23 protein-coding genes and 1 pseudogene are annotated in these 26,217 nt (G+C 36.8%); 2 read left to right on the forward strand and 22 right to left on the reverse strand.

Annotation, left to right across the window (positions count from 1 at the left end; translation table 11 throughout):
- Positions 1–9 precede the first annotated feature (9 nt).
- The 6 genes and pseudogenes from ACF3OC_RS17455 to ACF3OC_RS17480 form a co-directional block, all read right to left on the reverse strand.
- On the reverse strand, positions 10–2,160 hold the full coding sequence (locus tag ACF3OC_RS17455) for a c-type cytochrome domain-containing protein (protein WP_392470176.1): 2,151 nt from the start codon (positions 2,158–2,160) through the stop codon (positions 10–12).
- 13 nt (positions 2,161–2,173) lie between these two features.
- Entirely contained in the window at positions 2,174–3,652 is a 1,479-nt protein-coding gene (locus ACF3OC_RS17460; protein ID WP_094280666.1) for a DUF1501 domain-containing protein, read from the reverse strand.
- A 36-nt stretch (positions 3,653–3,688) separates the two neighbouring features.
- Positions 3,689–4,933, reverse strand: coding sequence for a DUF1553 domain-containing protein (locus tag ACF3OC_RS17465; RefSeq protein WP_392471622.1), 1,245 nt, complete (start codon positions 4,931–4,933; stop codon positions 3,689–3,691).
- Positions 4,922–5,470: pseudogene (locus ACF3OC_RS17470) on the reverse strand (DUF1549 domain-containing protein); the annotation flags it as partial. The gene ACF3OC_RS17465 and the pseudogene ACF3OC_RS17470, both read right to left, overlap by 12 nt.
- A 15-nt stretch (positions 5,471–5,485) precedes the next feature.
- On the reverse strand, positions 5,486–6,049 hold the full coding sequence (locus ACF3OC_RS17475) for a c-type cytochrome domain-containing protein (RefSeq protein ID WP_392470178.1): 564 nt from the start codon (positions 6,047–6,049) through the stop codon (positions 5,486–5,488).
- A gap of 310 nt (positions 6,050–6,359) precedes the next feature.
- The gene (locus ACF3OC_RS17480) at positions 6,360–6,803 is read right to left on the reverse strand and encodes a c-type cytochrome (protein ID WP_392470180.1); all 444 of its coding nucleotides are present in this window, start codon (positions 6,801–6,803) and stop codon (positions 6,360–6,362) included.
- 333 nt (positions 6,804–7,136) lie between these two features.
- Between ACF3OC_RS17480 and ACF3OC_RS17485 the strand changes: the two genes are divergently transcribed.
- Positions 7,137–7,850, forward strand: a complete 714-nt coding sequence (locus ACF3OC_RS17485; RefSeq protein WP_392470182.1) for an NUDIX domain-containing protein — start codon at positions 7,137–7,139, stop codon at positions 7,848–7,850.
- Positions 7,851–7,870: 20 nt separating this feature from the next.
- On the opposite strand, the gene ACF3OC_RS17490 is transcribed toward ACF3OC_RS17485, so the two are convergent.
- From ACF3OC_RS17490 to ACF3OC_RS17500, 3 genes are all read right to left on the reverse strand, one after another.
- The gene (locus tag ACF3OC_RS17490) at positions 7,871–8,998 is read right to left on the reverse strand and encodes an acyltransferase family protein (protein ID WP_392470184.1); all 1,128 of its coding nucleotides are present in this window, start codon (positions 8,996–8,998) and stop codon (positions 7,871–7,873) included.
- 303 nt (positions 8,999–9,301) lie between these two features.
- Positions 9,302–10,426 carry an acyltransferase family protein gene (locus ACF3OC_RS17495; RefSeq protein ID WP_392470187.1) on the reverse strand — a complete coding sequence of 375 codons (1,125 nt, stop codon included), beginning with the start codon at positions 10,424–10,426 and terminating at the stop codon, positions 9,302–9,304.
- Positions 10,427–10,614: 188 nt separating this feature from the next.
- Positions 10,615–12,921, reverse strand: coding sequence for a tetratricopeptide repeat protein (locus tag ACF3OC_RS17500; protein WP_094257250.1), 2,307 nt, complete (start codon positions 12,919–12,921; stop codon positions 10,615–10,617).
- Positions 12,922–13,134: 213 nt separating this feature from the next.
- Here ACF3OC_RS17500 and ACF3OC_RS17505 point away from each other — a divergent pair, with 213 nt between their 5' ends.
- Positions 13,135–13,515 carry a nuclear transport factor 2 family protein gene (locus ACF3OC_RS17505; RefSeq protein WP_094257251.1) on the forward strand — a complete coding sequence of 127 codons (381 nt, stop codon included), beginning with the start codon at positions 13,135–13,137 and terminating at the stop codon, positions 13,513–13,515.
- A 51-nt stretch (positions 13,516–13,566) separates the two neighbouring features.
- Here ACF3OC_RS17505 and ACF3OC_RS17510 read toward each other — a convergent pair whose 3' ends face one another.
- The 13 genes from ACF3OC_RS17510 to rlmD form a co-directional block, all read right to left on the reverse strand.
- A complete protein-coding gene (locus tag ACF3OC_RS17510) occupies positions 13,567–14,550 on the reverse strand; it encodes an aldo/keto reductase (protein ID WP_094257252.1) in 984 nt (327 codons plus the stop codon).
- 89 nt (positions 14,551–14,639) lie between these two features.
- A complete protein-coding gene (locus ACF3OC_RS17515) occupies positions 14,640–15,437 on the reverse strand; it encodes a zinc-dependent peptidase (RefSeq protein WP_094257253.1) in 798 nt (265 codons plus the stop codon).
- A 151-nt stretch (positions 15,438–15,588) separates the two neighbouring features.
- Entirely contained in the window at positions 15,589–17,226 is a 1,638-nt protein-coding gene (gene groL / locus ACF3OC_RS17520) for a chaperonin GroEL (protein ID WP_094257254.1), read from the reverse strand.
- Between the two features lie 96 nt (positions 17,227–17,322).
- Positions 17,323–17,598 carry a co-chaperone GroES gene (gene groES / locus ACF3OC_RS17525; protein ID WP_094257255.1) on the reverse strand — a complete coding sequence of 92 codons (276 nt, stop codon included), beginning with the start codon at positions 17,596–17,598 and terminating at the stop codon, positions 17,323–17,325.
- Positions 17,599–17,818: 220 nt separating this feature from the next.
- Entirely contained in the window at positions 17,819–18,199 is a 381-nt protein-coding gene (gene secG / locus ACF3OC_RS17530; protein ID WP_094257256.1) for a preprotein translocase subunit SecG, read from the reverse strand.
- A gap of 14 nt (positions 18,200–18,213) precedes the next feature.
- A complete protein-coding gene (locus tag ACF3OC_RS17535) occupies positions 18,214–19,305 on the reverse strand; it encodes a tetratricopeptide repeat protein (RefSeq protein WP_392470193.1) in 1,092 nt (363 codons plus the stop codon).
- A 22-nt stretch (positions 19,306–19,327) separates the two neighbouring features.
- A complete protein-coding gene (locus ACF3OC_RS17540) occupies positions 19,328–19,858 on the reverse strand; it encodes an LptE family protein (protein ID WP_094257258.1) in 531 nt (176 codons plus the stop codon).
- Between the two features lies 1 nt (position 19,859).
- A complete protein-coding gene (locus ACF3OC_RS17545; protein WP_094257259.1) occupies positions 19,860–21,128 on the reverse strand; it encodes a sigma 54-interacting transcriptional regulator in 1,269 nt (422 codons plus the stop codon).
- Positions 21,129–21,155: 27 nt separating this feature from the next.
- A complete protein-coding gene (gene miaB / locus ACF3OC_RS17550; RefSeq protein WP_094257260.1) occupies positions 21,156–22,589 on the reverse strand; it encodes a tRNA (N6-isopentenyl adenosine(37)-C2)-methylthiotransferase MiaB in 1,434 nt (477 codons plus the stop codon).
- A gap of 147 nt (positions 22,590–22,736) precedes the next feature.
- Entirely contained in the window at positions 22,737–23,426 is a 690-nt protein-coding gene (locus ACF3OC_RS17555; RefSeq protein WP_179221459.1) for an OmpA family protein, read from the reverse strand.
- A gap of 128 nt (positions 23,427–23,554) precedes the next feature.
- Positions 23,555–24,310 (reverse strand): hypothetical protein, encoded by a 756-nt coding sequence (locus ACF3OC_RS17560; RefSeq protein WP_094280679.1) that lies wholly within the window; start codon positions 24,308–24,310, stop codon positions 23,555–23,557.
- A gap of 56 nt (positions 24,311–24,366) precedes the next feature.
- Entirely contained in the window at positions 24,367–24,768 is a 402-nt protein-coding gene (locus ACF3OC_RS17565) for a hypothetical protein (protein WP_392470198.1), read from the reverse strand.
- Entirely contained in the window at positions 24,769–26,178 is a 1,410-nt protein-coding gene (gene rlmD / locus ACF3OC_RS17570; RefSeq protein ID WP_094280681.1) for a 23S rRNA (uracil(1939)-C(5))-methyltransferase RlmD, read from the reverse strand.
- Between the last annotated feature and the right edge of the window lie 39 nt (positions 26,179–26,217).

Here is a 26,217-nt window from a genome sequence, read left to right on the forward strand (position 1 = left end):
AGGGTAATTTTATTTTAAAATAATCTCGTCGACAAAAAGCCAAGGTGGGTTGCCTTCACCTGGGAATCCTTGCGGGATTTTAGAATAATGCTTTGTTTTCAATCGAATAAAGCTAAATTTTTGACTAGGGACATGGCAGGCAATAATTCGTTTATACCTCGATTTACCAACCTCATCAAGATCCAGTTTCACCTTATTGACTAGTTTCATATTGAGAGAATCTGTTCCTGCCCAGATTTCAATAAATTCAGGGGGATAGATATGTTCATTGTATGATTGTTTGATACTTAAGGCAAGCGTATCCAGTTGAACAGGTTGATCAAAAAACATGTTGGTAGAGAGGTCATTCCCTTGAAAGCCCAACCATTTTCCATCAGCATTATTCGAACCCCCACTTTCCAGATCAAAGAAGCTTTGTTCCTTTCTTCCCTTATATTGTGGATTAGGTTGATAGTCCAAAGTCACTTTCTTCGGGGTATAGATGGTAGCGAAATAATTCTGTCGAACTTCATTACTAGGTAACCATCCTTCTTTGCTTGCTTTTACTCGTAGGGTAGCATTCTTATTAACTTTAAAAGGTGCTTTATAGGTTAAAGCGGTTGAGGTGCCCGGATTCGTGCCGTCCAAGGTGTAGCGGAATTGTACCCCCTTGATAGGATGGGTAATCGCTACGTCAATTTCCTTTTGGAAAAAGCTTCTACCAGGGTCTATTTTTGGAGGGGTGAGAGCCAACTTTTGTGAATCGTCCGTCTTAAATCCATGATCAATTTTAATGCTTGGAAATTCCTTTTGAAGAGCCTCGATTTCAGCAGGCTTTAATGCTGTATTCCAAACAAAAACCTTTCGAACCTTAGGCATCTTCAGCAATTTCGACAAACCGTCCTTAGTGATTTGAGTACCAATCAAACTTATACTTTTTAGATTTGGGAGATCATTCAACTGCGTTAATTCCTCATTCGTGATCTTACTATTATTTAAGTTCAGAATTCTAAGGTTTTTAAATTTTTTAAGGGTCTGAATATCTTCTTTCCTAATAGGCATGGAACTTAAATTGACTGATACAATCTGCTCTGCAATAGGTTGAAGTTCTTCCAGGGATTTATCAGTAAAGAAGTCTTTACCGTAAAAATTAACGTCCAATGCTGGTGAGCCTGCATCCAGAGGAGTAATTATACGATATGCCGTGTTTAATTTTTTAATTTCCGATTCATCTGCGCTAGCGAAATCATAAGTTTCGGCGCCAATAAAACCATAAATGGACTTCACAGATTGGTATAATGTATCCTGAACAGCAAATGAGGACAATGGTACATCAAACTTACCACCACTCTGAATCCAAGATTTCAGTAAGGCCACTTCATCAATACTCAATTGAGGTTTACCTTTAGGTGGCATTTTATGCTCATGTTCAATATCCAGCATAATTCGTTCAATCATTAAACTGGTCAAGGCATTTCCAGCAGTAAATACCTTTCCGTTTTCACCACCTTTTAAAATGGAAGAACTATCCGTTAAGATCAAACCACCTTTAGCTTTATCGGAATTATGACAACTTGCACACTTTGCCTTGAGGATAGGTAAAACCGCATCTTCGAAAACCAAAGTATTTTCAGGATCCAACTCCTTGGATTCCTTCTGCATGACTGGTGCCATAATAAAATCCTCACCATGGGTTAATGAAGCCCCAAAATGCCCAACCAGAAGAAGCAGAATAATTGAAATATTAAGTCCTATAGCAAACAGATTCTTAAATTTTTTGGCAGGATTAAACCGTATATAAGCCATTAATCCTAGTGTCAACAACGATAATCCCACTCCAGTATACTTATGCAGTTCGTAGGTAGTACCTTCGAATCCTCCTTCCTTTGAAAGTAGGAGCCCCATTATGACCGTTATTGAAGTAAGAAGGGAACTAATAAATAATAGGGAATTAATAACGGATTGTAATGTAGGAACATCCTTTTCCAATCTATTCCTAAATAGGAATAAGATCCAAGAAATAATCAGCAGAACTATTGGGAAATGCAATAATAATGGGTGCATTCTACCGACTACTTGTAAATAAGCTGGGATCTGTATACTACCTTCAAATAAGAGGAAGAATATGATAAAGCTATTTAGCCCGATCAATATATTGAAATGAAAATTCTTGATGGTCATTTAGCGATCCTCTTTATGCTAATATATCTTTAACAACATTTCCCGCTACATCTGTTAAGCGATATCTTCTACCCAGGTGTTTAAAAGTTAGCTTTTCATGATCTAAGCCAAGGGTATGAAGAATGGTTGCATGAAAGTCATGTACATGGACAGGGTTCTTAACAATATTATAACCCAATTCATCGGTTTCACCATATACCATTCCGGGCTTAATACCACCACCTGCCATCCAGATGCTAAAACAACGAGGGTGATGATCACGACCATAATTATCGACGGTCAATCCACCTTGACAATAATTAGTTCTTCCGAATTCACCGCCCCAAATTACCAGCGTTTCATCGAGCAATCCTCTTTGTTTAAGATCGGAGATTAGCGCTGCGGAAGCTTGATCCACATCTTTAGCTTGTAATGCCATTTCATTGGGTAATCCGCCATGTTGGTCCCAACCTTGATGGTACAGTTGCACAAAGCGAACTCCATTTTCAGAAAGCTTCCGTGCCAACAAACAATTTGCGGCATAGGAACCAGGGACAAGACATTCTGGGCCATACATTTTGATGATATGATCAGGTTCCTTGGACAGGTCAGTAACTTCAGGAACCGAAGTTTGCATGCGATAAGCCATTTCATATTGTTGAACCTTGGCTGTAATTTCGGGATCTTTGAAGGTTTCGAATTGCATGCTATTTAATTCGGCAAGCTTATCAAGTAATTTCCGGCGGCTGACTTTATCAGTACCGTCTGGATTATTCAAATAGAGAACTGGATCTGGTCCACCCATAAATTGAACCCCTTGATGCACTGAATCTAGGAAGCCATTGGTCCATAACTTAGAATATACCCCTTGCCCATTCCCTCTGCCTTTGGATACCAAAACACAGAATCCAGGGAGGTTTTGATTTTCACTACCAAGTCCATAGCTCAACCAAGCACCCATGCTCGCACGGCTTCCTTGTTGGGATCCGGTTTGAAAAAAGGTGATGGCAGGGTCATGATTAATAGCATCCGTATGCATGGATTTGATAATACAAAGGTCGTCTACAACCTTTGCCATATGTGGGAATAAACTACTTACCCATGCTCTACTTTGTCCGTATTGGGCAAAATCGAAATAAGAGCCCACCAAAGGGAAATTAGCTTGACCTGCGGTCATTCCGGTCAGACGTTGCCCACCGCGGATAGATTCCGGGAGATCCTGGCCTAACATTTCTCTTAATTTAGGTTTATGGTCAAAGGACTCCAGCTGGGATACACCTCCGGATTGAAACAGATAAATCACCCGTTTCGCTTTTGGTGCGAAATGAGGCAAAGCCCTTTCAAAAGCTTCCTGACTTCCCGGTTTACCAGAAAACAAATCAGGAATCAATAAAGAACCCAAAGCGATACTTCCAATTCCAATACTCAAACTTGATAAAAATTGTCTCCGATTCTGAAACAACTGCGCTTCTTTAACTTCTTTATCTAAGTTGTTATCTACCTTCTTTTTCATGTTAATCAGCAAAAAATTAATCTTAAAAGTCTATTCTTATCCTTTATTGAGGGTTTCCTCCAGATTGTAGATGGCATGTACCACTGACATTAATGCCGCTAGTTTTTCTTGAGGAATGGATTTATCCGTCGGTGCTTCACCGACTTTTAAAAAGGCGGCTGCATCTTCTTTTTTCTTCGTAAAACGGGTTAGTTCATCCTGGTAATAATCTGCCAATAACTTCAATTCTTTTTCTGAAGCATTTCTACAAAGCACCCTTTTAAATACTTTATTGATATAATCAGTTTGTTTTAGATTTGGAGCTTCCTGCAAAAGTTTTGTAGAGTAAATCCGGGATGCTTCCAATATCGCGGGGTCATTCAACATGACCAAGGCTTGCAAAGGAGTATTTGTTCTTTGTCGTTGCACTTCACAAGCATCTCGATTGCTGGAATCAAAAATCAACATATTTGGAGGTGGTAGAGTCAGCTTAAAGAAGACATACAAACCTCTTCTATAGAGATCATCGCCATGGTCTTGTACATATTGCGCGAGTGTTCCACGCCCAGAACTACTTACCTCCCAAATACCATCGGGTTGATAAGGCTTAATGCTTGGTCCACCAATGTCCCGGTTCAACAAACCACTGGTTGCCAAGACCTGGTCACGTATCATTTGTGCTGGTAATCTAAGGCGTTTTGTTCTTGCCAGATAAATATTCTCTGGATCCTTTTCGAGGTGTTTAGTATTAATTTCTGAGGATTGCCTATAGGTAGCAGTACTCACCAGTTGTTTCAATAGGCGTTTGATATTCCAGCCATTTTGCTGAAAATCAACTGCCAACCAATCCAACAATTCAGGGTGGCTTGGCAAATCCCCTTGATTACCAAAATCTGCAACCGAAGCCACCAATCCACGGCCAAATACCATTGCCCACATTTGATTCACAAAGACCCTTGCGGTCAATGGGTTTTTATTGCTAAAAGTCCATTGAGCGAGTCCTAGTCGATTGGATGCATATTTCGTACTATCAAAAGGCAATACCGACTCAGGCGTTTGCGGATATACCCGCACTGTCGGAGCATCATAGACTCCACGATCCAAAATAAAGGTCGGTCGAATACTATCCCGCTCTCCCATTACTGAAACGCTGACATCGGCATTATCAGCCGTATTATTAATAAAGTTCAAGATGCCTTGACGATCTTCGGCCGTAATGGTTAGTCGCGGGGTCTTGGAAGGTCCAGAATTTACCAATCCTTCAAGTCCCTTTTCCAAGGAGTTATTAAAAAATGCATACATCCCATAATAATTCTTCTGGGTAAAGGGGTCATATTTATGGTCATGACATTGCGCACATTCCATGGTAATCCCCAAAATACCTTTTGCATAGGTGTTGGTTTTATCCAATCCATAGGCTACTCGATATTCTTCTTCCACTACACCACCTTCTTCAGTAATCTTATGATTTCTATTAAAGGCAGTTGCCAATAACTGTTCTTTATTGGGATTTGGCAATAAGTCACCTGCGAGTTGCCAAGTAACAAATTGGTCGTAGGGCATATTTTCATTGAAGGCATGTATCACCCAATCTCTCCATGGCCATTGCGTTCTGATATCATCATCTTGATAACCGTAAGAATCAGCATACCGGGCTACATCCATCCAATGCAGAGCCATTTGTTCTCCATAAGCTGGGGAAGCCATGAGCTCATCAATTAGTCGATCATAAGCTTGAGCAGAAGTATCATTCAGAAACTTCTCCATCAGCTTTTCATCAGGAGGCAATCCTGTTAGATCTAAACTTACCCGACGTAACAATCTATTTTTATCCGCTTCGGGATTTGGTTTAAATCACGCTTTGGTCATTTTATCGAGGACAAATTTGTCAATATCATTTTTACCCCAACTTTTATCTTTTGGTTGTGGAACTTCTGGTTTTACAGGTGCTGTAAAAGCCCAGTGAGGTTTATAAACGGCTCCTTGCTCTATCCAGCGTTCGATAAGGTCGATTTCATAGTTGCTTAGTGGCAAATTTGAAGCAATCGGAGGCATCCGAATGGATTCATCCTCGGATTTAATTCGAAGAAAAGCTTCACTAATATGTGGTTTTCCTGGTACGACTGCATGCTTACCCGGGCTTTCAGCCAATGCTTTGTAAGCTCCCTCTTCGGTATCCAATCGTAGGCCAGCTTCCCTGGCATTATTATCAGGACCATGACAGGCAAAGCATTTATCCGACAAAATGGGTTTTATATCATAATTATAATCTACGTATTTCGGCAAAACGAAATTCCCTCCCTCAGAACCCGAAGAATCATTTCCAGATTTGCACATCGTGAAGAAGGCCATCAACAGGCAGAGCGTTGAAAATACAGCGATAATGCTTAAAATCCGTTTTGAGTTATTTCTACACATCTTAAATTATGTTAGGTCAAATTTATTTTAATAAACTAGGCACAAATCCAAAACTTGAATCACCGTTCAACCGTATTGATTATGCTCCATATCCAGAACTTGACAATAGTCGTCCTTGGGAATAAGTTTTTTGAGGGTGTAGTATAAGGTTTAAGTATCTTTTGAATTTTCAGTGTTCAAACTAATAACTCAAAATCAACTGGTTAAAGAATTAAGTTAGTATATTTTTTTTACAAATTGAGGATTAAAGTAAAATGAGTGGAATTTCGGGGTAATTATTCTGTTACATACCTCTTGAAATCTGGAGAAATTACGACTGATTATCTGGAGAAAGGGAAAGTATATAGGTAAGCATGGCTTCAGCATCGGCCGTAGATAATTTAGGATGCGGTTTCATAATTACAGTACCCCAGGCTCCACTACCGCCAAGAATAACCCTTTGGGCCAAGATCTTAATAAATACTTCTTTGCGGGGATACCTACGGTTAATATCTTGAAAAGATGGTCCAAGGACTTTTTTATCGGGGCGATGACAGGTATAACAATCAGAATAAGAAAGCAACACTTTACCTTTTTCAATCAAAGCGGAATCAACATCTTCATCCTCACCTGGGATTGCACGGATGTAGCTTTCCTTGGAGTTATCGGCAATATCAGGAAGGTTTTGAGCAGTATTAGGATTTCTGTTATTACAGCCAATGAGGCATGATATTACAGGGATCAAGAATAAAATATACGCTGATAATTTTTGCATCGAAATGATTTGAGAAAAAATTAATGGATCCCCAAAGGATACAGTTTAGCTTATTTGGTTAACCAATTTAAGGTTTATTCCACAAAAAAATATCGTTAAATAGAATTTAAAACACAAATAAGCCATCTTTATGCTAATTTAATCCTTAAAAGATATTTAAAGTAAACCGCAGTTAAATAAAGCTTAAAGTCATACAAAATAATTTTTACAGTAGGCAAGAAAATACCTCTCCAATTGAATTTTAATATTTTTAATTAAATTTTGTATTTTGTACCAATATCAATTTGACATATTATTAAAAATAACCTTAACAAGGTACTTAGAAGACATAAAATGGAATATTATAAAGATGAACCAAGCTTACTTTTAGCCTTAGATTGTATAATTTTCGGGTTTGATGGGGATTCTTTGCAGATCCTACTAATTAAGCGTGGTTTTGAACCAGAAATTAATAACTGGAGCTTAATGAGGGGTTTTATTCAACCATCGGAAAGTCCTGATGAAGCAGCAGCTCGGATATTAAATAACCTAACTGGTTTAGCGAATGTCTATATGGAACAATCAGCAGTTTTTGGAAAACCTAATAGGGAAAAACATAGACGGGTAGTCAGTATTACCTATTTTGCCTTGATTGACAGCAAAAAATACCAACAAATTCTCTCAGATAAGTATCAGGCAAATTGGTTTCCGATCACAGATTATCCGAAATTAATCTTTGATCACGTTGAAATGATCAATACTGCCAAAAGGCAATTAAGAAGTAAAGCAGCCCTATACCCCATCCTATTTGAATTATTACCTGAAAAATTCACCTTACGCCAAATTTCAAGTTTATATGAAGCAGTCTATGATATAGTGATTGATAAAAGAAATTTCAATCGTAAACTATTATCATCAAACCTGTTGATTAAACTCAATGAAAAGGATAAAGAAAACTCGAAAAAGGGAGCTTTTTATTACATATTAAACAAAAAAATCTATAAGGATCAAATCATGTCCTTTTTGAGGTATTTACCAAGTTGGTCGGCGCAAGATCTGGACAAATAATTTCAGACAGGCAAAAAGACTTAAACCCTGCTTTTTTCCATTCGAGGTTCCTTCAAAGCTGTACTTTCCAATACGCTATTTTTTTCATTCTTACCAACTTCTTCTACCTTATTGTATTCAGGTATACGGTCTCCCAAAGAGCTTACAAACAATCTTGGAGTGAGTTTCATCATGGAATAATAGATCGCCGCAATAATCGCAATACAAATCAAAGGAATAGCCCAATAAGCCAAATGTTTCATCCACAAATTATCATAGAATGAAAGATTATAGAAAAAGCCTTTCAACCAATTAATGATAAATACCTCATGGATAACATATATGAAAAATGATAAGGAACTAAACCCCGTCAATTTATTCATAAAAGAATAATTATCATTCAAATATACGAATAGGTTAAATGTTGTAATTACTCCAAATAAGATAAATATCCTGACAAAGTACTCATGGGAAGGTTCAGGATTATATTTTAGTGCCGTAAAAAGGAAAACAATTGCAAGGATGAAAGCTGGAATTTTGAGTTGATAAAATAACTGTAGCATATTTTTTTTCTCCAGGGAGAAATATGCCCCTAAACTAAAGAAGAAAATTGCGGTCAAGCTGAAACCAGGAATATCTTTACCAATCTGTGTTAAATATAGAATTGCCAGCAAAATAACTCCATAATGCTTCAAGTATTTGATAAAATACAATATCAAGGGTGAAATAAGAATCATGCAAATCAGGTCTCTGACAAACCACAAGGGGAAGTTCCAGGGTCCTGACCAAAACATATAGAGAAGGGAGCTTTCTTTCAATGTGGCAAATTCTGGTTCAGCAGATAAACCCATCGAAATAAAAATTTTATTTTTGAATATAAAGGCCAGGAATGCAATGGAATTCCAAATCAAATAAGGTTTCAACAATGTTCTGAAACGACTTTTATACTGCCTTTTCAAGAAGGAGCGCAAATTGCCAGCATAGTGTTTGAAAAAATAATAGCCGGACACTAAAAAGTAGCATCTTACAGAGAGTTTGGCGACATGATGTGAGAACATCTCAGAGCCCAACACAAAAAAATCATCCCCAATAAAGCTGAAATTAACTTTTTCTAGGGTAAATGGCACTAAATGCGCAATCACTACCAAATAAATTAATGGTAGTCTCATTGTGTCGATTACTTTCGACAACCTAGCATCTTGATTCACAAACTGTTAACTTTAATTATGAATTAATTCAAGGATAAGCCTTAAATCAAATTCCGATCTGTAATTATTGGTTATAAAGCCTTAAGAGCAACATTTAGTATAATAATTACAAAATTTATTATAAACAATGTTAACAATATAAATTTTATTATTAAACTATTTTTTATTTATTAAATTATATTGTGAAGTTAAAATAGCAACACAAGCCCTTGAGAATCAAGATGATAGCTGATTCAATTCAAATAAAGAGGAGAAAATTGAGAATTAATCTGTTTTAATATGTAAGGTTTCCACTACATGAGGTTGATTAATTTTATTAAATTTTGGGGTTCTTCCACCTAATGAGAATACAAATATCTTTGGGATCACTTTCATTAAAGCATAATAGAGTGCACAGCAAACCAAAACACATAGAAAAGGAATAATCAAATAGGCATAGAAGCGTTCCCAACCAGTTTGAAATAAGTGATGATTATAAAAGAATCCTTTTATCCATTCAATTATATAAATTTCATGGACGACATAGATAAAAAAGGTCAGGGAACTAAATCCAGTAAGTCGATTCATAGACTTGAATCTATCGTTCAGAAAGGCAAATAAATTAAATACAGAAATGACACCAGACATAATAAAAACGCGAAGGTAATATTCGTGGATATCGGAGCCACTGGCTTTGAGGGAAAGAGCCAAGAAAATCAAAGTAATGAGTAATGCTGGAATTTTTATTTTATTAAAAAACTGTAGGAGGTCTTTCTTTTCCAGGGAGAAATATGCTCCAAAACTAAAAAAGAAAAGTGCTGTACTACTGAATCCAGGCAATGGATCATCAAGACAAGAGAAGTAAAAAATCCCAAAGGCAATTAAACTATAAATTTTCAAATACCGGATGGCATAAAAAATTAAAGGTGAGATAAGAATCATACAGATTAAGTCTCTTAAATACCATAATGGGAAGTTAATAGGTACTAACCAAAAGTGTTTGATGAAATTTCCATTAAATAAATTGGCATAATCCTCATCGGTACTGCCACCTAATTTTTGGAAAAGGTAATTTTTGGAGAGAACGGCTAGAATCGCCAATACATTCCAGATAATATAAGGCTGGACGATTGTTTTTAAACGGCTTTTGAATTGTTTTCTATAGAATTCCATCAAACTTCCAGCATACTTATTAAAGAAATAAAATCCAGAAACCAGAAAATAACATCGTACAGAAAATTTTGCAATATGGTGTGAAAACATCTCAGAGACCAACACAAAGACGTGATTCGCCGAAAAAGAAAACTTAATCAGTGGGTATGAGAATGGGGCGATGTGAGCAATAACCACCAAGAAGATTAATGGCAATCGCATTGTGTCGATTACTTTCGACAACCTCTCATTATTCATTTATTAGAATTGCTAATAATTGTGTGAAATAAAAAATACTATAATAGCAGAAATTGGTTTGATATCACTTACAACACCTACGTTACTAAGCCTTTCGCTAATAGTGAGTCAATATTAAAAAATTCTTTAGAATAATAAATTAGGCTTTTTATTATAAAGTTGAATTTGTCGATTAAATCATACAAAAATTAAAATCCGAGTTTAGAAAATATGCTAGGCTTCTTCCAGGTTTGTTTAAAATGCTCAGCAATAGGATTATGATCATCATAAGAAAGGATGTAGTCTAAAATCTTATGGGCTTCTTTGAGATAACCTTGTTGATAATTAACATGGGCTTTTGCCAATAAAACCTCTTCAGATAAACTATCGTAAGCCCATTCTTCCTGTTCATAAATTTCTTGAAAACGCGCTACCAACCCATTTACTTGTGGCAGGTCATTTAATTTATCATACAGTTTAACCCCATAGCTTAACCAGAGCACATATTCGCTGGCTTCCATCGCTTCAAAACAGAATTGGTTATACTCCGTAAACATGGCAGCACCTTCGCGGAATTGGGTTGTCAAATAATGGCTTTTCACAATCAGATAGATGGTCTTGGCCTTATCAAAATCATTCAGGAGGAAGGACTGTTTATTTTCGAGGTACAATCGGGCAGCAGAATTCACATGTTCATAATCTTCCAATTCATTATAGGCCTGCATTAGGTTATATTGAGGATTAGCCTCATCAGGATATTTTGAAGCAAGACTTAAATAATAATCTCGGCGTTCATATGGGGATTTATGTTCATACTCATGATACAGTACTCCTTCAACAGTATTTTTGGCGGCTTCAAAGTCCCTAAAATCATAATCCGAAATATCAGGGTTCTCTTGATAATGTTCATAGATTTCAAACAACAATTCCTGCGCTTCAGATTTGATATCCTCGGAGAGTTCTAATTTATGATTTACAACGACTAAATCTGCTTTATGCTGTAAATGCCTATAGAATGACGCCGTAAACTCGTCGTAGATTCCGAAGTAGATTTCCAATTCTTTTTGCGCAGCCGAGAAGTCTTCATTTTTTATCAAAGCATCAATTAGGGTATGATGCAATTCCGGAAACTCAGAATGAAGCAAACCTTCTTCACATACAGTGATGGCCATCGGATAATTCCCAAGAGTTGAGTACACAATTGCTAAATTATTACAGCACATTGCCCAACAATGCTCATCCCCATAAAAATCACTTTCAAATTCAAAATCTTCAAAATATCTTCGGAATGCATCGAAGGAATATTGGTACAAGCGAACATCAAGACTACGCAAGGAATCTTTGATAGCATCTTCGGCCATATTTCTCAGAAAATCATCTAGATTCACTCCTTCATTGTATATGTCTCGAGGCAAGCTATTAAAAACTGGGATATCTTGTTCCACGAGACCTGTTGATAGGAATTGGGATTCCACCATACGTCTCCAAGAGGTAACATCTGGATTTATTGCCACGGCTTGTTTCAATAGCAAATATGCTTCATCAAAATCGCCCATTTCATACAAGTAAGTACCTGCAAAATGATGTGCCGCAAAATTATTTGGATACTTATCCTTGATTTCAAGACCATGCTTATAATAATAATCTTCAGGAAGGCCTAAGGCTTCAAAATAATTCCGTTCAATTATCAATTGAAAATAGAAGACACTGGCATTTTGATAGCCCATATCAATTTGTTCCCTAAAGCGATGATGCCATTTAATAAATCCTTCTAGTATTTCAGGTTCATGATTATCACCTTTTATCAGCTTTAAGAGAACCTTGAGGGAAACATCAAGGGCAGCCCCATCGAAGGCAATTTCAGCCAAATTCAAGTAATCAATATCCAAAGGACTGACAAATCTATAGATGCCCTTGTCGATCAATTCGATTAGATCCGCCTTACTCACCTGATTCGTTCTGTCCAACAAATAGACCTTCTTTACCCAACAAATGGAGACATTTCGATCCCTTAACTCGCGACTATCTTTAAACTCCTCTTCAAAGAAAGCTATTGCTTCATCCAGACTTCTTAATAAAGATTCATCATTCTTTAAGATTTCATAAATCTTAATTTCAAACTCCAAACCATACACCTTATTCAGGTTATCGTTTTTTAGTCTATTGGCATAATCTAAGAATTCGTCTTTATTATCTTCCCGGAGATGTTTCTTGGGCTTTGCTATCTCTTCCAATACATATTGATTACCGAGTTGATAATTCAACAGATTGTACATAACCCGAGGATTATTGGGTTCATATTTTAATACTCTCTTCAGATATGGGATGACATACTCTTGAATTGCAATATATGCAGATTCATGACCTTCTTCAATAGCTCGGTCATGATATGCAATAGCCATGAGAAATAAAACATCTGTGTCGGTAGGATGATCTAACAGATATTCTTCGCCTTGACTAATACATAAATCCAATTCACCTGCATAAAATAATTGCTCTAATTCTTCGTATTTCATCGAGTATAAGTTTAAGCTATCAGCACTTAATTTAATTTATAATTGATTCTTACAGCAAAATACAAAAGTTAATGTTCATTTGTAATAACCTTAACATTTTAATAATATCAATTTTCTTGTTAAGAAGAGTTTATAAACAACATTAGTTTTACAACTCATTCATATCCAACAGGATTTTATTAAATTAGGTCTTATAAGATTTATTGCAAAAAAATGAAAGATAGAGCTGAAATAATTAAAAATTATATTGAAGGTTACAATCGGTTTAATGTTGAGCAGATGATTGCAGATTTGGATGATAATTTAATTTTTGAGAATATATCAAACGGGAAGATTACGGACTCCCTTGAGGGTAAGGATGCATTTTCAGAACAGGCAGAGCAAGCAAAATCTTTTTTCTCGGAGCGAGAGCAAACTATCACCTCCATGGAACATTTTGAAAACTATTCGGAGGTAAATATAGATTATGAGGCAACCTTAGCCATCGAGTTTTCAGAAGAATTAAAAATTGGAGACAAGATTAGGATGAAGGGACATTCAATCTTTGAATTTAATCCTGAAAATAAAATAACAGTGATTAAAGATTTCAGTTAAATTGAAAGTTATTTCCACTTTCTGGAAATAACTTTCAATCTTAACCATGCTTTAAAATGCATCTACTACAGCATTTATGAATTCGATTTCCTGTTCAGTTAGAAGAATATCCATTGCTTTGGCATTTTGCACGGATTGCTCGGCATTTCTTGCACCAGCAAGGGCAATGGTAATACCAGGTCTTTCAACGGTCCAACGTAATACTAATTGAGCGAGAGTAACCCCTTTATCATCTGCCAAAGGTTTAATTCTTTCAAGAAGAACATTCGTACGTTCAATAAAGTCCGGTTGAAAATGGGGATGTTTTGCTCGATGGTCCCCTTCTTGAAATTGATGGCCAACATGGATTTTTCCTGTTAAGAGTCCTCTTTCTAAAGGGCTATAGGCTAAGACTGCTTTATTATGTTTTATACAGTAAGGAATGGTTTCTTCTTCCACGTCTCGATTAACCATGCTAAATGGAATTTGATTTGAAACCAATGGCAAGGTTTTTTCAGCTTCTGCCATCAGTTGAGCATTATAATTACATACCCCTGCATATCTTATTTTTCCTTGTTCAATAAGTTGGGCTACGGCTTCAAAAGTTTCATCCAGAGGAGTTGTAGAATCTGGCCAGTGAATTTGGTATAAATCAATATAATCAGTACCTAATCTTTTTAAACTTTGCTCACATTCATGAATAATGCTTTCTTTACCGGCGAATTTGAAGATTTCAATATCCTCACCATTGTTCATTTTACTATGGAAGGCGAAATCACCTTGAGCAAGATCCCACCGCATTCCGAATTTTGTCAGGATTTGGGTTTTATCACGAGGTATGTCTTTTAGAGCCTCTCCTACAATCTCTTCACTGGTTCCTTGACCATAAATTGGGGCAGTATCAATTGAAGTTACTCCAACTTCATAAGCAGCAATAATCGCTTCGACTGCATCTTTACGATCTGTAGAACCCCACATCCAACCGCCTGCAGCCCAAGCACCAAAAGTTATGACGGAAGCATTAATTTCACTATCTCCTAAATATCTATATTCCATGATAAATAAATTTTATTGAAACCTATAAGGTTGTTTTTTCAAATGTTTATTACTCTAAATAACAGTGTATTAACTAAAAAAGTTTAAGATTATTCATTTTTATTGCCACTATAAATTTCATTGAGCATGGCATATAATTCTGGGTGGTCTTCAGCTAAAAGCTTAGGTTTTTGAAAAAAATATTCGGACACAACGGCTAGAAATTCAGCTGGATTTGTGGCTGCATAATCACGGATATCCGATTTATCCCTTCGGATAGCAGAAATGGTTTCGTGCATTTCTTCTAGCCAAGGCTGGATTAAATTTTTAGGAATTAGATATTCTGGAACACCATCCACATCCCCATCCGCTTTATCTATTAAATGGACAAATTCATGAATTGCTGTATTGCTTTCACCATTTTGATTGAAGCCAGCCATAAGTGCTGATAAAGATAAAATCATCTTTCGATGCATAGCCCCATCTCCTACCATTCCCAAAATATTTCTTTTTTCATCTTCCGTATTATACTTTTCATTGAAAGTCCCGGGGTAGACCAGCACCTCATCTAAATTCTCATAGGACCAGTTTTCGAAATGAAATAAAGGGATGGTAGCACTGGCGGCAATTAATATTCTATGTTCATCGTTTATGACAGCACCTTTTTCAGGAGAAATTTTAGTGGTCGACAAAAAATAAGATACACGGTTGATAAATTTTTCTTGTTGAGCGGGGTCCAATTGCTTGAAAAAATTCACCTTTTCCAGAAGGACATTTTTGAATTCAGGAGGATCAGGAATTACTTTGTTGACAATCTTTTTGTTGCCCACCTTTTTCCAGATATAAATACTTAAAATAATCCCTAGCACAAAGATAATGAGGAGTACGATAATGTTGTAAGTGTCCATATACACAGAATAGATTAGCTCTTAAACTAAGATACAAATTATGTGAGCATGTTTGTAAAATCAGAGGAAATCGAAAGGGATTTCAGAAAAAATAGACACAAAAAAAGAGCTATTCTCATGAATAGCTCTTTTAATATTTTGAGGGGAAATTTTACATCATTCCGCCCATGCCGCCACCCATTGGAGGGCCACCAGCACCTACAGGATTATCTTCTGGTTCATCAGCAAGAACACATTCTGTAGTTAATAACATTGAAGCTACAGATGCAGCATTTTCTAATGCAACACGAGAAACTTTAGTAGGGTCAATAACACCAGCAGAGATAAGGTTTTCGAACTTATCAGTACGAGCGTTGTAACCATAATCAGCAGTTCCTTCTTTCACTTTTTGAACGATTACTGCACCTTCAATACCTGCGTTAGCACAGATTTGACGAAGAGGTTCTTCGATAGCACGTTTGATAATATCGATACCGATTTGCTCGTCTTCGTTTTCACCTTTCAGGTTTACTAAAGCCTCAGTAGAACGGATGAAAGCAACACCACCACCAGCAACGATACCTTCTTCTACCGCAGCACGAGTTGCGTGAAGTGCATCATCTACGCGGTCTTTTTTCTCTTTCATTTCAACTTCAGAAGCAGCACCAACGTAAAGAACAGCAACACCGCCTGATAATTTAGCTAGGCGCTCTTGTAATTTTTCACGATCGTAGTCAGAAGTTGTTGTTTCAATTTGAGAACGGATTTGAGCAACGCGAGCTTTAATATCATCTCCATTACCAGCACCATTGATAATAGTTGTGTTATCTTTATCAACAACTACTTTTTCAGCTTGTCCTAAGTAAGACAATTCTGCATTTTCCAATTTGAAACCTCTTTCTTCAGAGATTACAGTACCACCAGTTAGGATAGCGATATCTTCTAACATCGCTTTACGGCGGTCACCAAATCCTGGAGCTTTAACTGCAGCCACTTTCAATGATCCACGGATTTTGTTTACAACAAGCGTAGCTAATGCTTCACCGTCTAAATCCTCAGCAATGATCAATAAAGGCTTACCAGTTTGTACTTGTTTTTCTAAAATCGGCAACAATTCTTTCATGTTACTGATTTTCTTATCATAGATTAAAATGTAAGGGCTTTCAAGTTCCGCTTCCATTTTATCAGAGTTAGTTACGAAATAAGGAGAAAGGTATCCTCTGTCAAATTGCATACCTTCTACTGTTTTCACTTCAGTTTCAGTACCTTTTGCTTCTTCAACAGTGATTACACCGTCATTTCCTACTTTTTCCATTGCTTCAGCGATCAATGAACCGATAATTTCGTCATTGTTAGCAGAGATAGAAGCAACTTGTTTAATTTTATTATTGTCAGCACCTACAACTTGAGACTGAGATCTTAGGTTCTCAACCACAGCAGCAACAGCTTTATCAATACCACGTTTTAAATCCATTGGATTAGCACCAGCGGCTACAGATTTAATACCAGGAGCAACTATTGCTTGCGCTAATACAGTAGCGGTAGTTGTACCATCACCTGCTTGGTCAGCAGTTTTAGATGCTACTTCTTTTACCATTTGTGCACCCATATTTTCTAAAGCATCTTTCAATTCGATTTCTTTAGCCACCGATACACCATCTTTAGTAATCGCTGGGGAGCCAAATTTTTTCTCAATAATTACATTACGACCTTTAGGACCTAAAGTTACTTTTACTGCGTTTGCAAGTGTGTCAACACCTTTTTTCAAGGCGTCACGTGCTTCTACATTATATTTTACTTGTTTTGCCATTTTATTATGAAATTGGATCTTCGGTTTTGGTTGTTCAATAGATAATTGGACAGCAAAAACCTACTGTATTTTTTAAATTTTATTGTTGATTATAAATTACAGGACTGCGTAAATATCAGCTTCGCGCATAATTAAATACTCTTTACCTTCGTAGGTAATTTCAGTTCCAGCGTATTTACCATACAATACTTTATCACCTACTTTTACAGTTAATGGTTCATCTGGTTTACCAGCACCCACAGCTACCACTGTTCCTTGGGATGGTTTTTCTTTTGCTGTATCAGGGATATAGATACCTGATGCTGTCTTTTCTTCTGCTGGAGCAGGTTCAACTACTATTCTGTCTCCGATAGGTTTAATACTTAATGCCATAATTGTATAAGAATTTTATTTTTTTTCGATTACGTACCTCAAAGGCATCACGAACTATGCCAATTGAAATTAAGCATTTTTTTTTGCCATTTTTGCATTAACTGTCATTTTTCATGTCAGTTGGCCATCATCTTAATGTCATGATGACACCAGCATTGCTGTAAAACAAAAAACCCTGTCTTGTTCAGACAGGGTTATATTTTTTGATTGTTGAGCTTACTTATTTTGTAGAATCCGTAGCTGCAGGAGTTTGCGTAGCAGGAGTTTGATTTGTTCCAGCAGGATTTCCTTGTGCAGGAGTTGCAGACGGGTTTAGATTCAAATTAGGAGCAGAAATAGGTGCTTCAATTTGATCACCTAGACCACCTCTATTCGAAGCTGATGGGCCAATAATATTTATTGCAATACAAAATACCATTAGGGCGATTGCAAAAATCCAAGTTCCTTTTTCCAGGATATCCCCTGTACGTTGCACACCAATTAAATTTGCACCGCCAGAAAACCCAGAAGATAAACCACCTCCTTTAGGGTTCTGAATCAATACAAAAAACGCTAATAATAAGCTTACTAGAATAATTAGGATAATAAATAAAATTTCCATTTCTATATTTTCAATTATAACTTTTGTTCAATCTCTTTAATTCGGGTCGCAAAGTACGATTTTTTTTCTGGATTATCCGAAATTAATTTTCTAAATACAGATATCGCTTTTTCATACATTCCTTGGGACACATAAATATTGGCTAAGGTCTCTGTAACCACTTGTAATTGGTCTTCAGAGCTACTTCTAGCCTTGTTTTCTGTATTGATGGCTTCGGCACTTGGAGGTTGAATCTGCGGCTCTTCGCGGATAAATTTCTCAATTACCTCATCCATTTTTTCAGTAGATTTAAACTCCACTGTTTCTTTTTTATGTTTATCACTAAGTTTATCCGATGGGTCTTGCAAGTGAAAGATGTTTTCCCGGATTTGCTGATCCAAGATAGCTTCGTCTAATTTTTTAGGATCAAACTGACCTTTTTGTTGTCTTGGTAATACTGGAGAAGAAAAAGGTTGGTAAGTTTCTGCATGTTCCAATCTGGTTTTGTACAACCACCATCTAAAACTATAAGGCATTAGTTCATCATTATATAAACTAATATCCTCTTCTGAACTACGCTGACTTTCTTCTTCAGGAACATTTACCTCAACCTCGGGAGTGTCTTGTATTGTTTCTTCGTTGGATTCTTCTGCGAATTCCTTTTCAATATTATACCCACTAGGAAAATCAAATGCAGGTTCCTCCTCAATGGGTTCTGATTCTAAATCTTCAGTTTCTTCAACGATTTCATCCAAGTCATTTGCAGGTTCCTGTATGATTTCTTCCAGGTCAGGAATGGATTCCACATCCACTGCTTCCACTTCAGTATCTTCAGCTACTACTTGTTCATCAACTTCCTCATAGGAGATATAATCATCAGAATCCACTTCCAATTCAGGAATAATTTCAATAGGTTTCTGTAAATAATCACGCAGCCAAAAAGGGTTATTCGCGTAAATTAAGGCACGTTGTTTATCAATATTCTGACCTTCGAGAAACTTCTTTCGTTCAAAAGCATATATTATTGGCTGAGAATAGGGATATTTCGATAAGAGCTGATCAAATTCAGCTGTACTTACTTCGACAGGGTTCTCTAACGCTTTTCTAAAAATATATACTTGATCCATGTTATTCAAAGGCTCTTATATTTTACCAGTTATTAAATGCACGGTTAAAAACATCTTCTGTCAACATCTTTACAATTTCAGAATTTAATTGAGATTCGTTCGCACTAATTTGCCCTCTGAATTCCTTAAATTGAGTAAAAGAGTCTTCAAAATCGCTTTCTCCGGTATCATCCTTTCTATTAACATATTTCACTTTAACAGTAATGGACAAACGGTTTAAAGCAGCCATGTCTGTCCCTGCTTCAACGGCTGCGGGAGTAATGGCGTAATTGGTAATTACACCAGAGAACATGGCATCACCATCTTGATTGACTTGACTTAATTTTGATTGCGTACGGATGCGTTCTTTTAATCCTTCTGTAAAAGTTTGGCTTAAAGTTGCTGATACAAATGGTGATATATTTTCAAAGATTTCCACTGAATAAGTTTTCATATTCTCTGGGATTGTACCACCTCCTAAACTGTATTTTACTCCACAACCGTGGAAGGTAAAAAGCAGCAAAGCCGCAATAATATAGGTAATAAAATTGCTTTTATTTTTAAAATTGGACATATTAATCTAAGTTCAAATCTTTAATCTTTCTATAAAGAGTACGTTCTGAAATTCCAAGTTCCTGCGCAGCAGCTTTACGTTTTCCTTTATGCTTTTTCAACGCTTTTTTAATCAAATCTGACTCTTTGTCGAGTAAAGATAATGATTCTTCCACCTCTTCTACGTCTTGGGTGTCATACAAATAATCATTTGCATTTCCATTCGGCTGATTCGGATTATGAATTGTAATGGTTGGATTGGTATTTACAGGGTATTCCTCTGTACCAATTGCAGCAGAACTAGGTCTGATCTCTTGGTACAATTGATTGATATATGGGGAGTTTTGCTCCATTGTTCCTTGATTGAAACCCTTTTGCATCAATTCCACGACCAATTTCTTTAAATCTACCATATCCTTTTTCATATCGAAGAGTACCTTATACAAAAGATCTCTTTCCGAGAAATTATCCTTTGCTTGCTCTTTTAGTGGCATCGGCAATGTACTTTGCGTTTCCACAGGAAGGTAATGACTTAAGATTTGGGCATTCACCAGCCTTTCCTTTTCTAGAACGGCTATTTGTTCGGCAATATTTTTCAGTTGACGAACATTTCCTGGCCAAGAGTAATTCTTGAGCAGTTCTTGTGCATCTTCAGTAAGTTGTATGCCTGGAGAACGATATTTATCAGAGAAGTCAACGACAAATTTTCTAAATAAAAGAACGATATCTTCTTTTCTTTCACGAAGCGGCGGAATTCTCAAAGGAACAGTATTCAACCTATAGTAAAGATCTTCTCTGAATTTTCCTTTTTTAACGGCCTCATACACATCCACATTGGTTGCAGCAACTACGCGAACATTTGTTTTTTGCACTTTGGATGATCCTACTCGAATATATTCTCCGGATTCCAAGACACGCAACAGGCGAGCTTGAGTACCCAGAGGTAACTCCCCCACTTCATCCAAGAAAATGGTTCCACCATCCACTACTTCAAAATATCCTTTCCGAGCTTCGTGAGCTCCCGTAAAGGATCCTTTTTCATGTCCGAACAATTCAGAATCAATTGTACCTTCTGGAATGGCACCGCAGTTAACAGCGATAAAAGGTCCGTGCTTACGTCCACTGAGTTGGTGGATAATATGCGAGAAGACCTCTTTTCCAGAACCACTTTCCCCTTGAATCAAAACCGATATATCGGTAGGTGCTACCTGACGTGCAATATCGATTGCACGGTTTAGTAATGGAGAATTCCCAATAATCCCAAACCTGCTCTTAATATCTTGATGATCCATTATTAATATTTAGTGTTATGATTAATATTAATCAACTATCTTTCCGATTAATGTTGCAGATGTACAAGTTTCACCAAGTACATTTACATAATCTCCAACTTTATAGCGTTCGTCTACCGGGAAAACAACCATTGTATTTTGGTCATTTCTTCCACAGAAGTCCTTATCTGAACGTTTAGAAGTTCCTTCAATTAATACTTTATGAACTTTACCAACAAAATTTTCAATTCTATATAGACTATGTTCTCTTTGTAAATCTACCACTTCCGTAAGTCTACGTTTTTTTACTTCTTCAGGAATATCATCTTCATACCGTTTGGCAGCAAGGGTACCTGGACGTTCTGAATAAGCGAACATATAAGCGAAGTCGTATTTCACATAATCCATCATGGATAATGTTTCCTGATGTTCTTCTTCTGTTTCGGTACAGAATCCAGTTATAACATCTGTAGAAATACCACATTCAGGAATAATACGACGAATTGCATCAACGCGATCTTTATACCATTCCCTATCGTAAGTTCTATTCATCAATTCCAATACTCTGGAGTTACCCGATTGCACCGGTAGGTGAATATATTTACAGATATTTTCATATTTCGCCATAGTATGAAGGACTTCATCAGTGATATCTTTCGGATGAGAAGTAGAGAATCTAATTCTCAATTCAGGACTCACCTCAGCCACTAAGGCTAGTAATTGCGCAAAATTAATGGAAGGCTTAGGTTCTTCTCCTTCAGCTACGGGAGCTGAATATTTATATGAATCGACATTTTGCCCTAACAAGGTTACTTCCTTATAGCCAGCATTAAATAAGTCTTGCGCTTCTTTTACGATGGATTCAGCATCACGGCTTCTCTCTCTACCACGCGTGAAAGGAACAACACAGAAAGAACACATGTTATCACATCCGCGCATAATAGAAATAAATGCAGAGATACCGTTTGAATTTAATCTAACAGGGCTAATATCTGCATAAGTTTCTTCACGGGATAGCAATACATTCACAGCACGACCACCTTCATCTACTTTATCAATCAGATTAGGAAGGTCACGGTATGCATCTGGTCCGACAACAACATCTACCAACTTCTCTTCTTCCAAGAACTTAGCTTTCAATCGTTCTGCCATACATCCTAAAACGCCTACGACCATTCCTGGATTTTTGGCTTTTGCGGATTCAAATTCTTTCAATCTATTTCTAACACGCTGTTCGGCATTTTCACGGATGGAACAAGTATTAATAAAAACCACATCGGCTTCTTTATAATCCTTTGTTGTTTCAAAGCCTTTCTCAATCAGAATAGAAGCAACAATCTCGCTATCGGAGAAGTTCATCTGACATCCGTAACTTTCAATATATAGTTTACGACCGGTAGATTGTCCAGTCGGAATCATATCCAGTGCCTCACCCTGACGGGATTCATCGTGTGTTTTTGTTGTATGCGATAACTCTAACATAGTCAATTTTCAAAGACTACAAAGTTAGTAATTATCTATTAAACAAATGACAGTTTGTCAGCAGTTGTATAAAATTTAACAAAACTTTTGAAAAAAGAATAGGGGTTCCAAAAATTTGGAACCCCTATTCGAATATTTCTAGAAGTCTTATTGACCTGCTTCTTGTTTCGCTTCTTCTTGCATTTTTTTGTTAGCAACAATAACGATTTCTACACGACGGTTTTCTGCTCTACCTGCGTCAGTATCATTAGATGCGATAGGTTCAGAATAGTTTTTACCTTCGGTTTTAATACGGCTACCTGCTAATCCTTTAGAAACTGCGAAGGATTTTACTGATGCTGCACGACCATCTGATACTTTTTGGTTAGCTTGTAAAGTACCAATATTATCAGTGTGACCCAATACAAGGATATCAGTATTTGGTTCTTTATTTAAAGTTTCTACCAATTTTGCGATATTTTCTTTCGCAGAAGGTTTTAAAGCAGTACTATTGAAGTCGAATAAAATTCCTGAATCGAATTTCACCAAGATACCTTCACCTACTTGCTCTACTTCAGCACCGGCTACAGTATTTTCAATTTCTTTGGCTTGTTTATCCATTTTTTTTCCGATCAATGTACCTGCAGCACCACCAATTACGGCACCTGCGATAGCACCTACTGCAGTATTACCTGCTTTACCACCGATTAATGCACCAATTGCACCACCAGCTGCAGTACCTACTACGGCACCTTTTGTTGTGTTACTAGTATTTTGAATGGTTGAACAGCTAGCAAATAACATAGCTGATGTTGCTACTGTCAATCCATAAACCGCAAGTCTTTTATTCATTTTCATAATCAAATTGTTTATCTTTTACACTTATATTAACTAATTGTCTAACTAATAGAACTGTTATTTGCAAAGCCAATGCCAAAAGCTTTTTCCGCTACGATACAAGTTATAACAAATTAATTATCAGCAGTTTATTTTTCTTGCGGAGGAATTTCTAGTTTCGGCAAACGTTGTGATTTTGGGCGTCCTTGGGCATTCCATGTTTTATAGGATGAATTAATATAATTCATCAAATCATATTGTCCCCATCTTTCTGCGGTAGCATAAGAAGGTCTGTAGATATCCATAAAAGATTGCAATTCTTCACCTTCGAGTTTGGTGATCTTAGAAACAATGGTTTTATTAAAAATTCGATCCACCTTGGTTTCTTCAAGCTCCTGATTCATGAATTTCTCAAAGCGCTTTGCGTTCTTTGCTTCCTTACCAAAGAGATTATAAAGGGCTGTTGCAGGGCTGGAGATATAGGTTCCAAACTTATTTTGTCCCCCATTATATACGCCTTTACTTTCGTAGTCTTCCAACATTTCCTTCATCTCCATTTCTTTGGTACTTCTGGTTACCACGACGGTTTCAATCCTATTACCAGCTTGAAGATCTAATAAAATATCTTCTAAAGTATTGATTCTTGTTTTGATTGGTCCGTAACCGACCTTACTTACAGAAAGGGTATCACCAACATTTACCTCGATATTAAATACACCATAAGAATTGGTTCTTACCGTTTGTTTAGTCCTTTGGTTGACTACATTCGCATCACTAATCCTAGTGCTTGTCCCTTTCTCAAGAACTAATCCAGAGACTATATTATCTTGGTCCTGAGCATGTGCAGCAAGCGTCAGGAAAAAGAAAGAACATAGTAGGGCAATATATTTTAATTTATTATACATCCAATTTTAAAGGTAATAATACTTTTGACTAGGAAATGTTAAAAAGTTTTAAATCACTAGTTGTTATAAGGATAAAAAACGAAGTTAGCTCCTTCCGGAACGACCACAAATAGACACATGAAGTCATTTGCGGGTTTAAAACTTCTCTCAAAAAACTCCTTTTTATCCTCTTTTATGATACCTCTTTCCACAAATTCTTCGAGAGAACTTGCTTGAATGCTCCATTGGGTGTTTAATTCATCTCTATCCAAGATCATTTCACCCAAATCCACTTTTAATTGGTGAGCGACAAAAATTGGATAGAAGGTGTAACCTTCAGCCATCATTTCTGAAGATACTTCTTGAATGGACTCCTTATAGAAATCTAGATCCTTTTTTAAACTCACTAATGGACTTTGTCCTTTACCTTGTTTTCCTTCTTCTTCGGGTCCTTTATTTAAGAGATCTTGTAAATCCATTTATTTCTTTAATTTTAATAGTACTACATTTTCAACGTGTTGAGTATGCGGGAACATGTCTACCGGTTTAATCCTCACTACCTCATACTTCGTGGTTAAACTTTCCAAATCGCGTGCCTGAGTTGCAGCATTACAACTTACATAGACTACTTTATCACTTTCCATTTCCAAGATACGCTGAACAACATCTGGGTGCATACCTGCTCTTGGAGGGTCAGTGATAACCACATCAGGTTTTCCATGTTCTTGGATAAAATCTGTTGTTAATACATCCTTCATATCACCGGCATAAAATTTAGTGTTATGGATGTTATTGGTCTGGGAGTTTATTTTGGCATCCTCAATTGCTGTCGGTACATACTCCACTCCGATTACTTCACGAGCTGATCGAGCCACGAAATTTGCAATTGTACCAGCCCCAGTGTATAAGTCATATACTAATTCATCCCCTTTCAGATCGGCAAATTCACGAGTAATCTTATACAGTTCATAAGCTTGTTTTGAATTTGTTTGATAGAAAGACTTCGGACCTACTTTAAACTTCAAGCCTTCCATCTCTTCATAGATAAAATCACGACCAGCATAAACATGGATATCCTGATCAAAGATGGTATCATTTCTTTTTTGATTGATAATATATAATAGGGATGTAATTTCAGGGAATTTGTCTTTAATATAGGACATCAACAAATCGACTTGCCCTTCTTCAGGATAAGCAAAAACGACAATTACCATCAATTCGCCTGTTGAAGAGGTTCTGATGATTAGATTACGAAGGGCACCTTCGTGATCACGCAAATCATAAAAGGACATGAAGTTTTCCTTAGCGTAATCGAAAATACTGTTTCTAATATCGTTTGATGGGTCTTGCTGTAGGAAACAATGGTCAATCGTCAGGATTTTATCAAAGCGACCTGGAACATGGAAGCCTAATGCATCCATGGAATCACCGGGTTCAACTTCATCCAAACTTGTTAACCAACGTTTATTAGAGAAGGTATATTCTAATTTATTTCTATAATATTCAGTTTGTGCTGAACCTAGAATTGGTTCCATGGAAGATACATCCACTTTCCCAATACGGGACAAGGCATTACCTACATACTGTTCTTTAAATATTAATTGGGAATCATAGGTCATATGTTGCCATTTACAACCTCCACATACTCCAAAGTGAGCACAGAACGGATCGATGCGATATTCAGAAGCAACTTTTACTTCGGCAATTTTACCTTCTGCAAAATTCTTCTTCTTACGCATCAGTTCGACATCGACGATATCGCCGGGTACAGCACGTTCGATAAACAACACTAAGTTATCATGTTTGGCAACTCCCTTGCCCTCTTCCGCGATGTCAATCACTTCGACATCGGAAATAAACTTCTTATCCTGAGGTATTCTTCTTCCCATATTGGCGCAAAAATACGGAAAAAATTAATAGAAGGTAGC

This window comes from Sphingobacterium cellulitidis, assembly GCF_043187465.1.
In the GTDB taxonomy this organism is placed as follows: domain Bacteria; phylum Bacteroidota; class Bacteroidia; order Sphingobacteriales; family Sphingobacteriaceae; genus Sphingobacterium; species Sphingobacterium cellulitidis.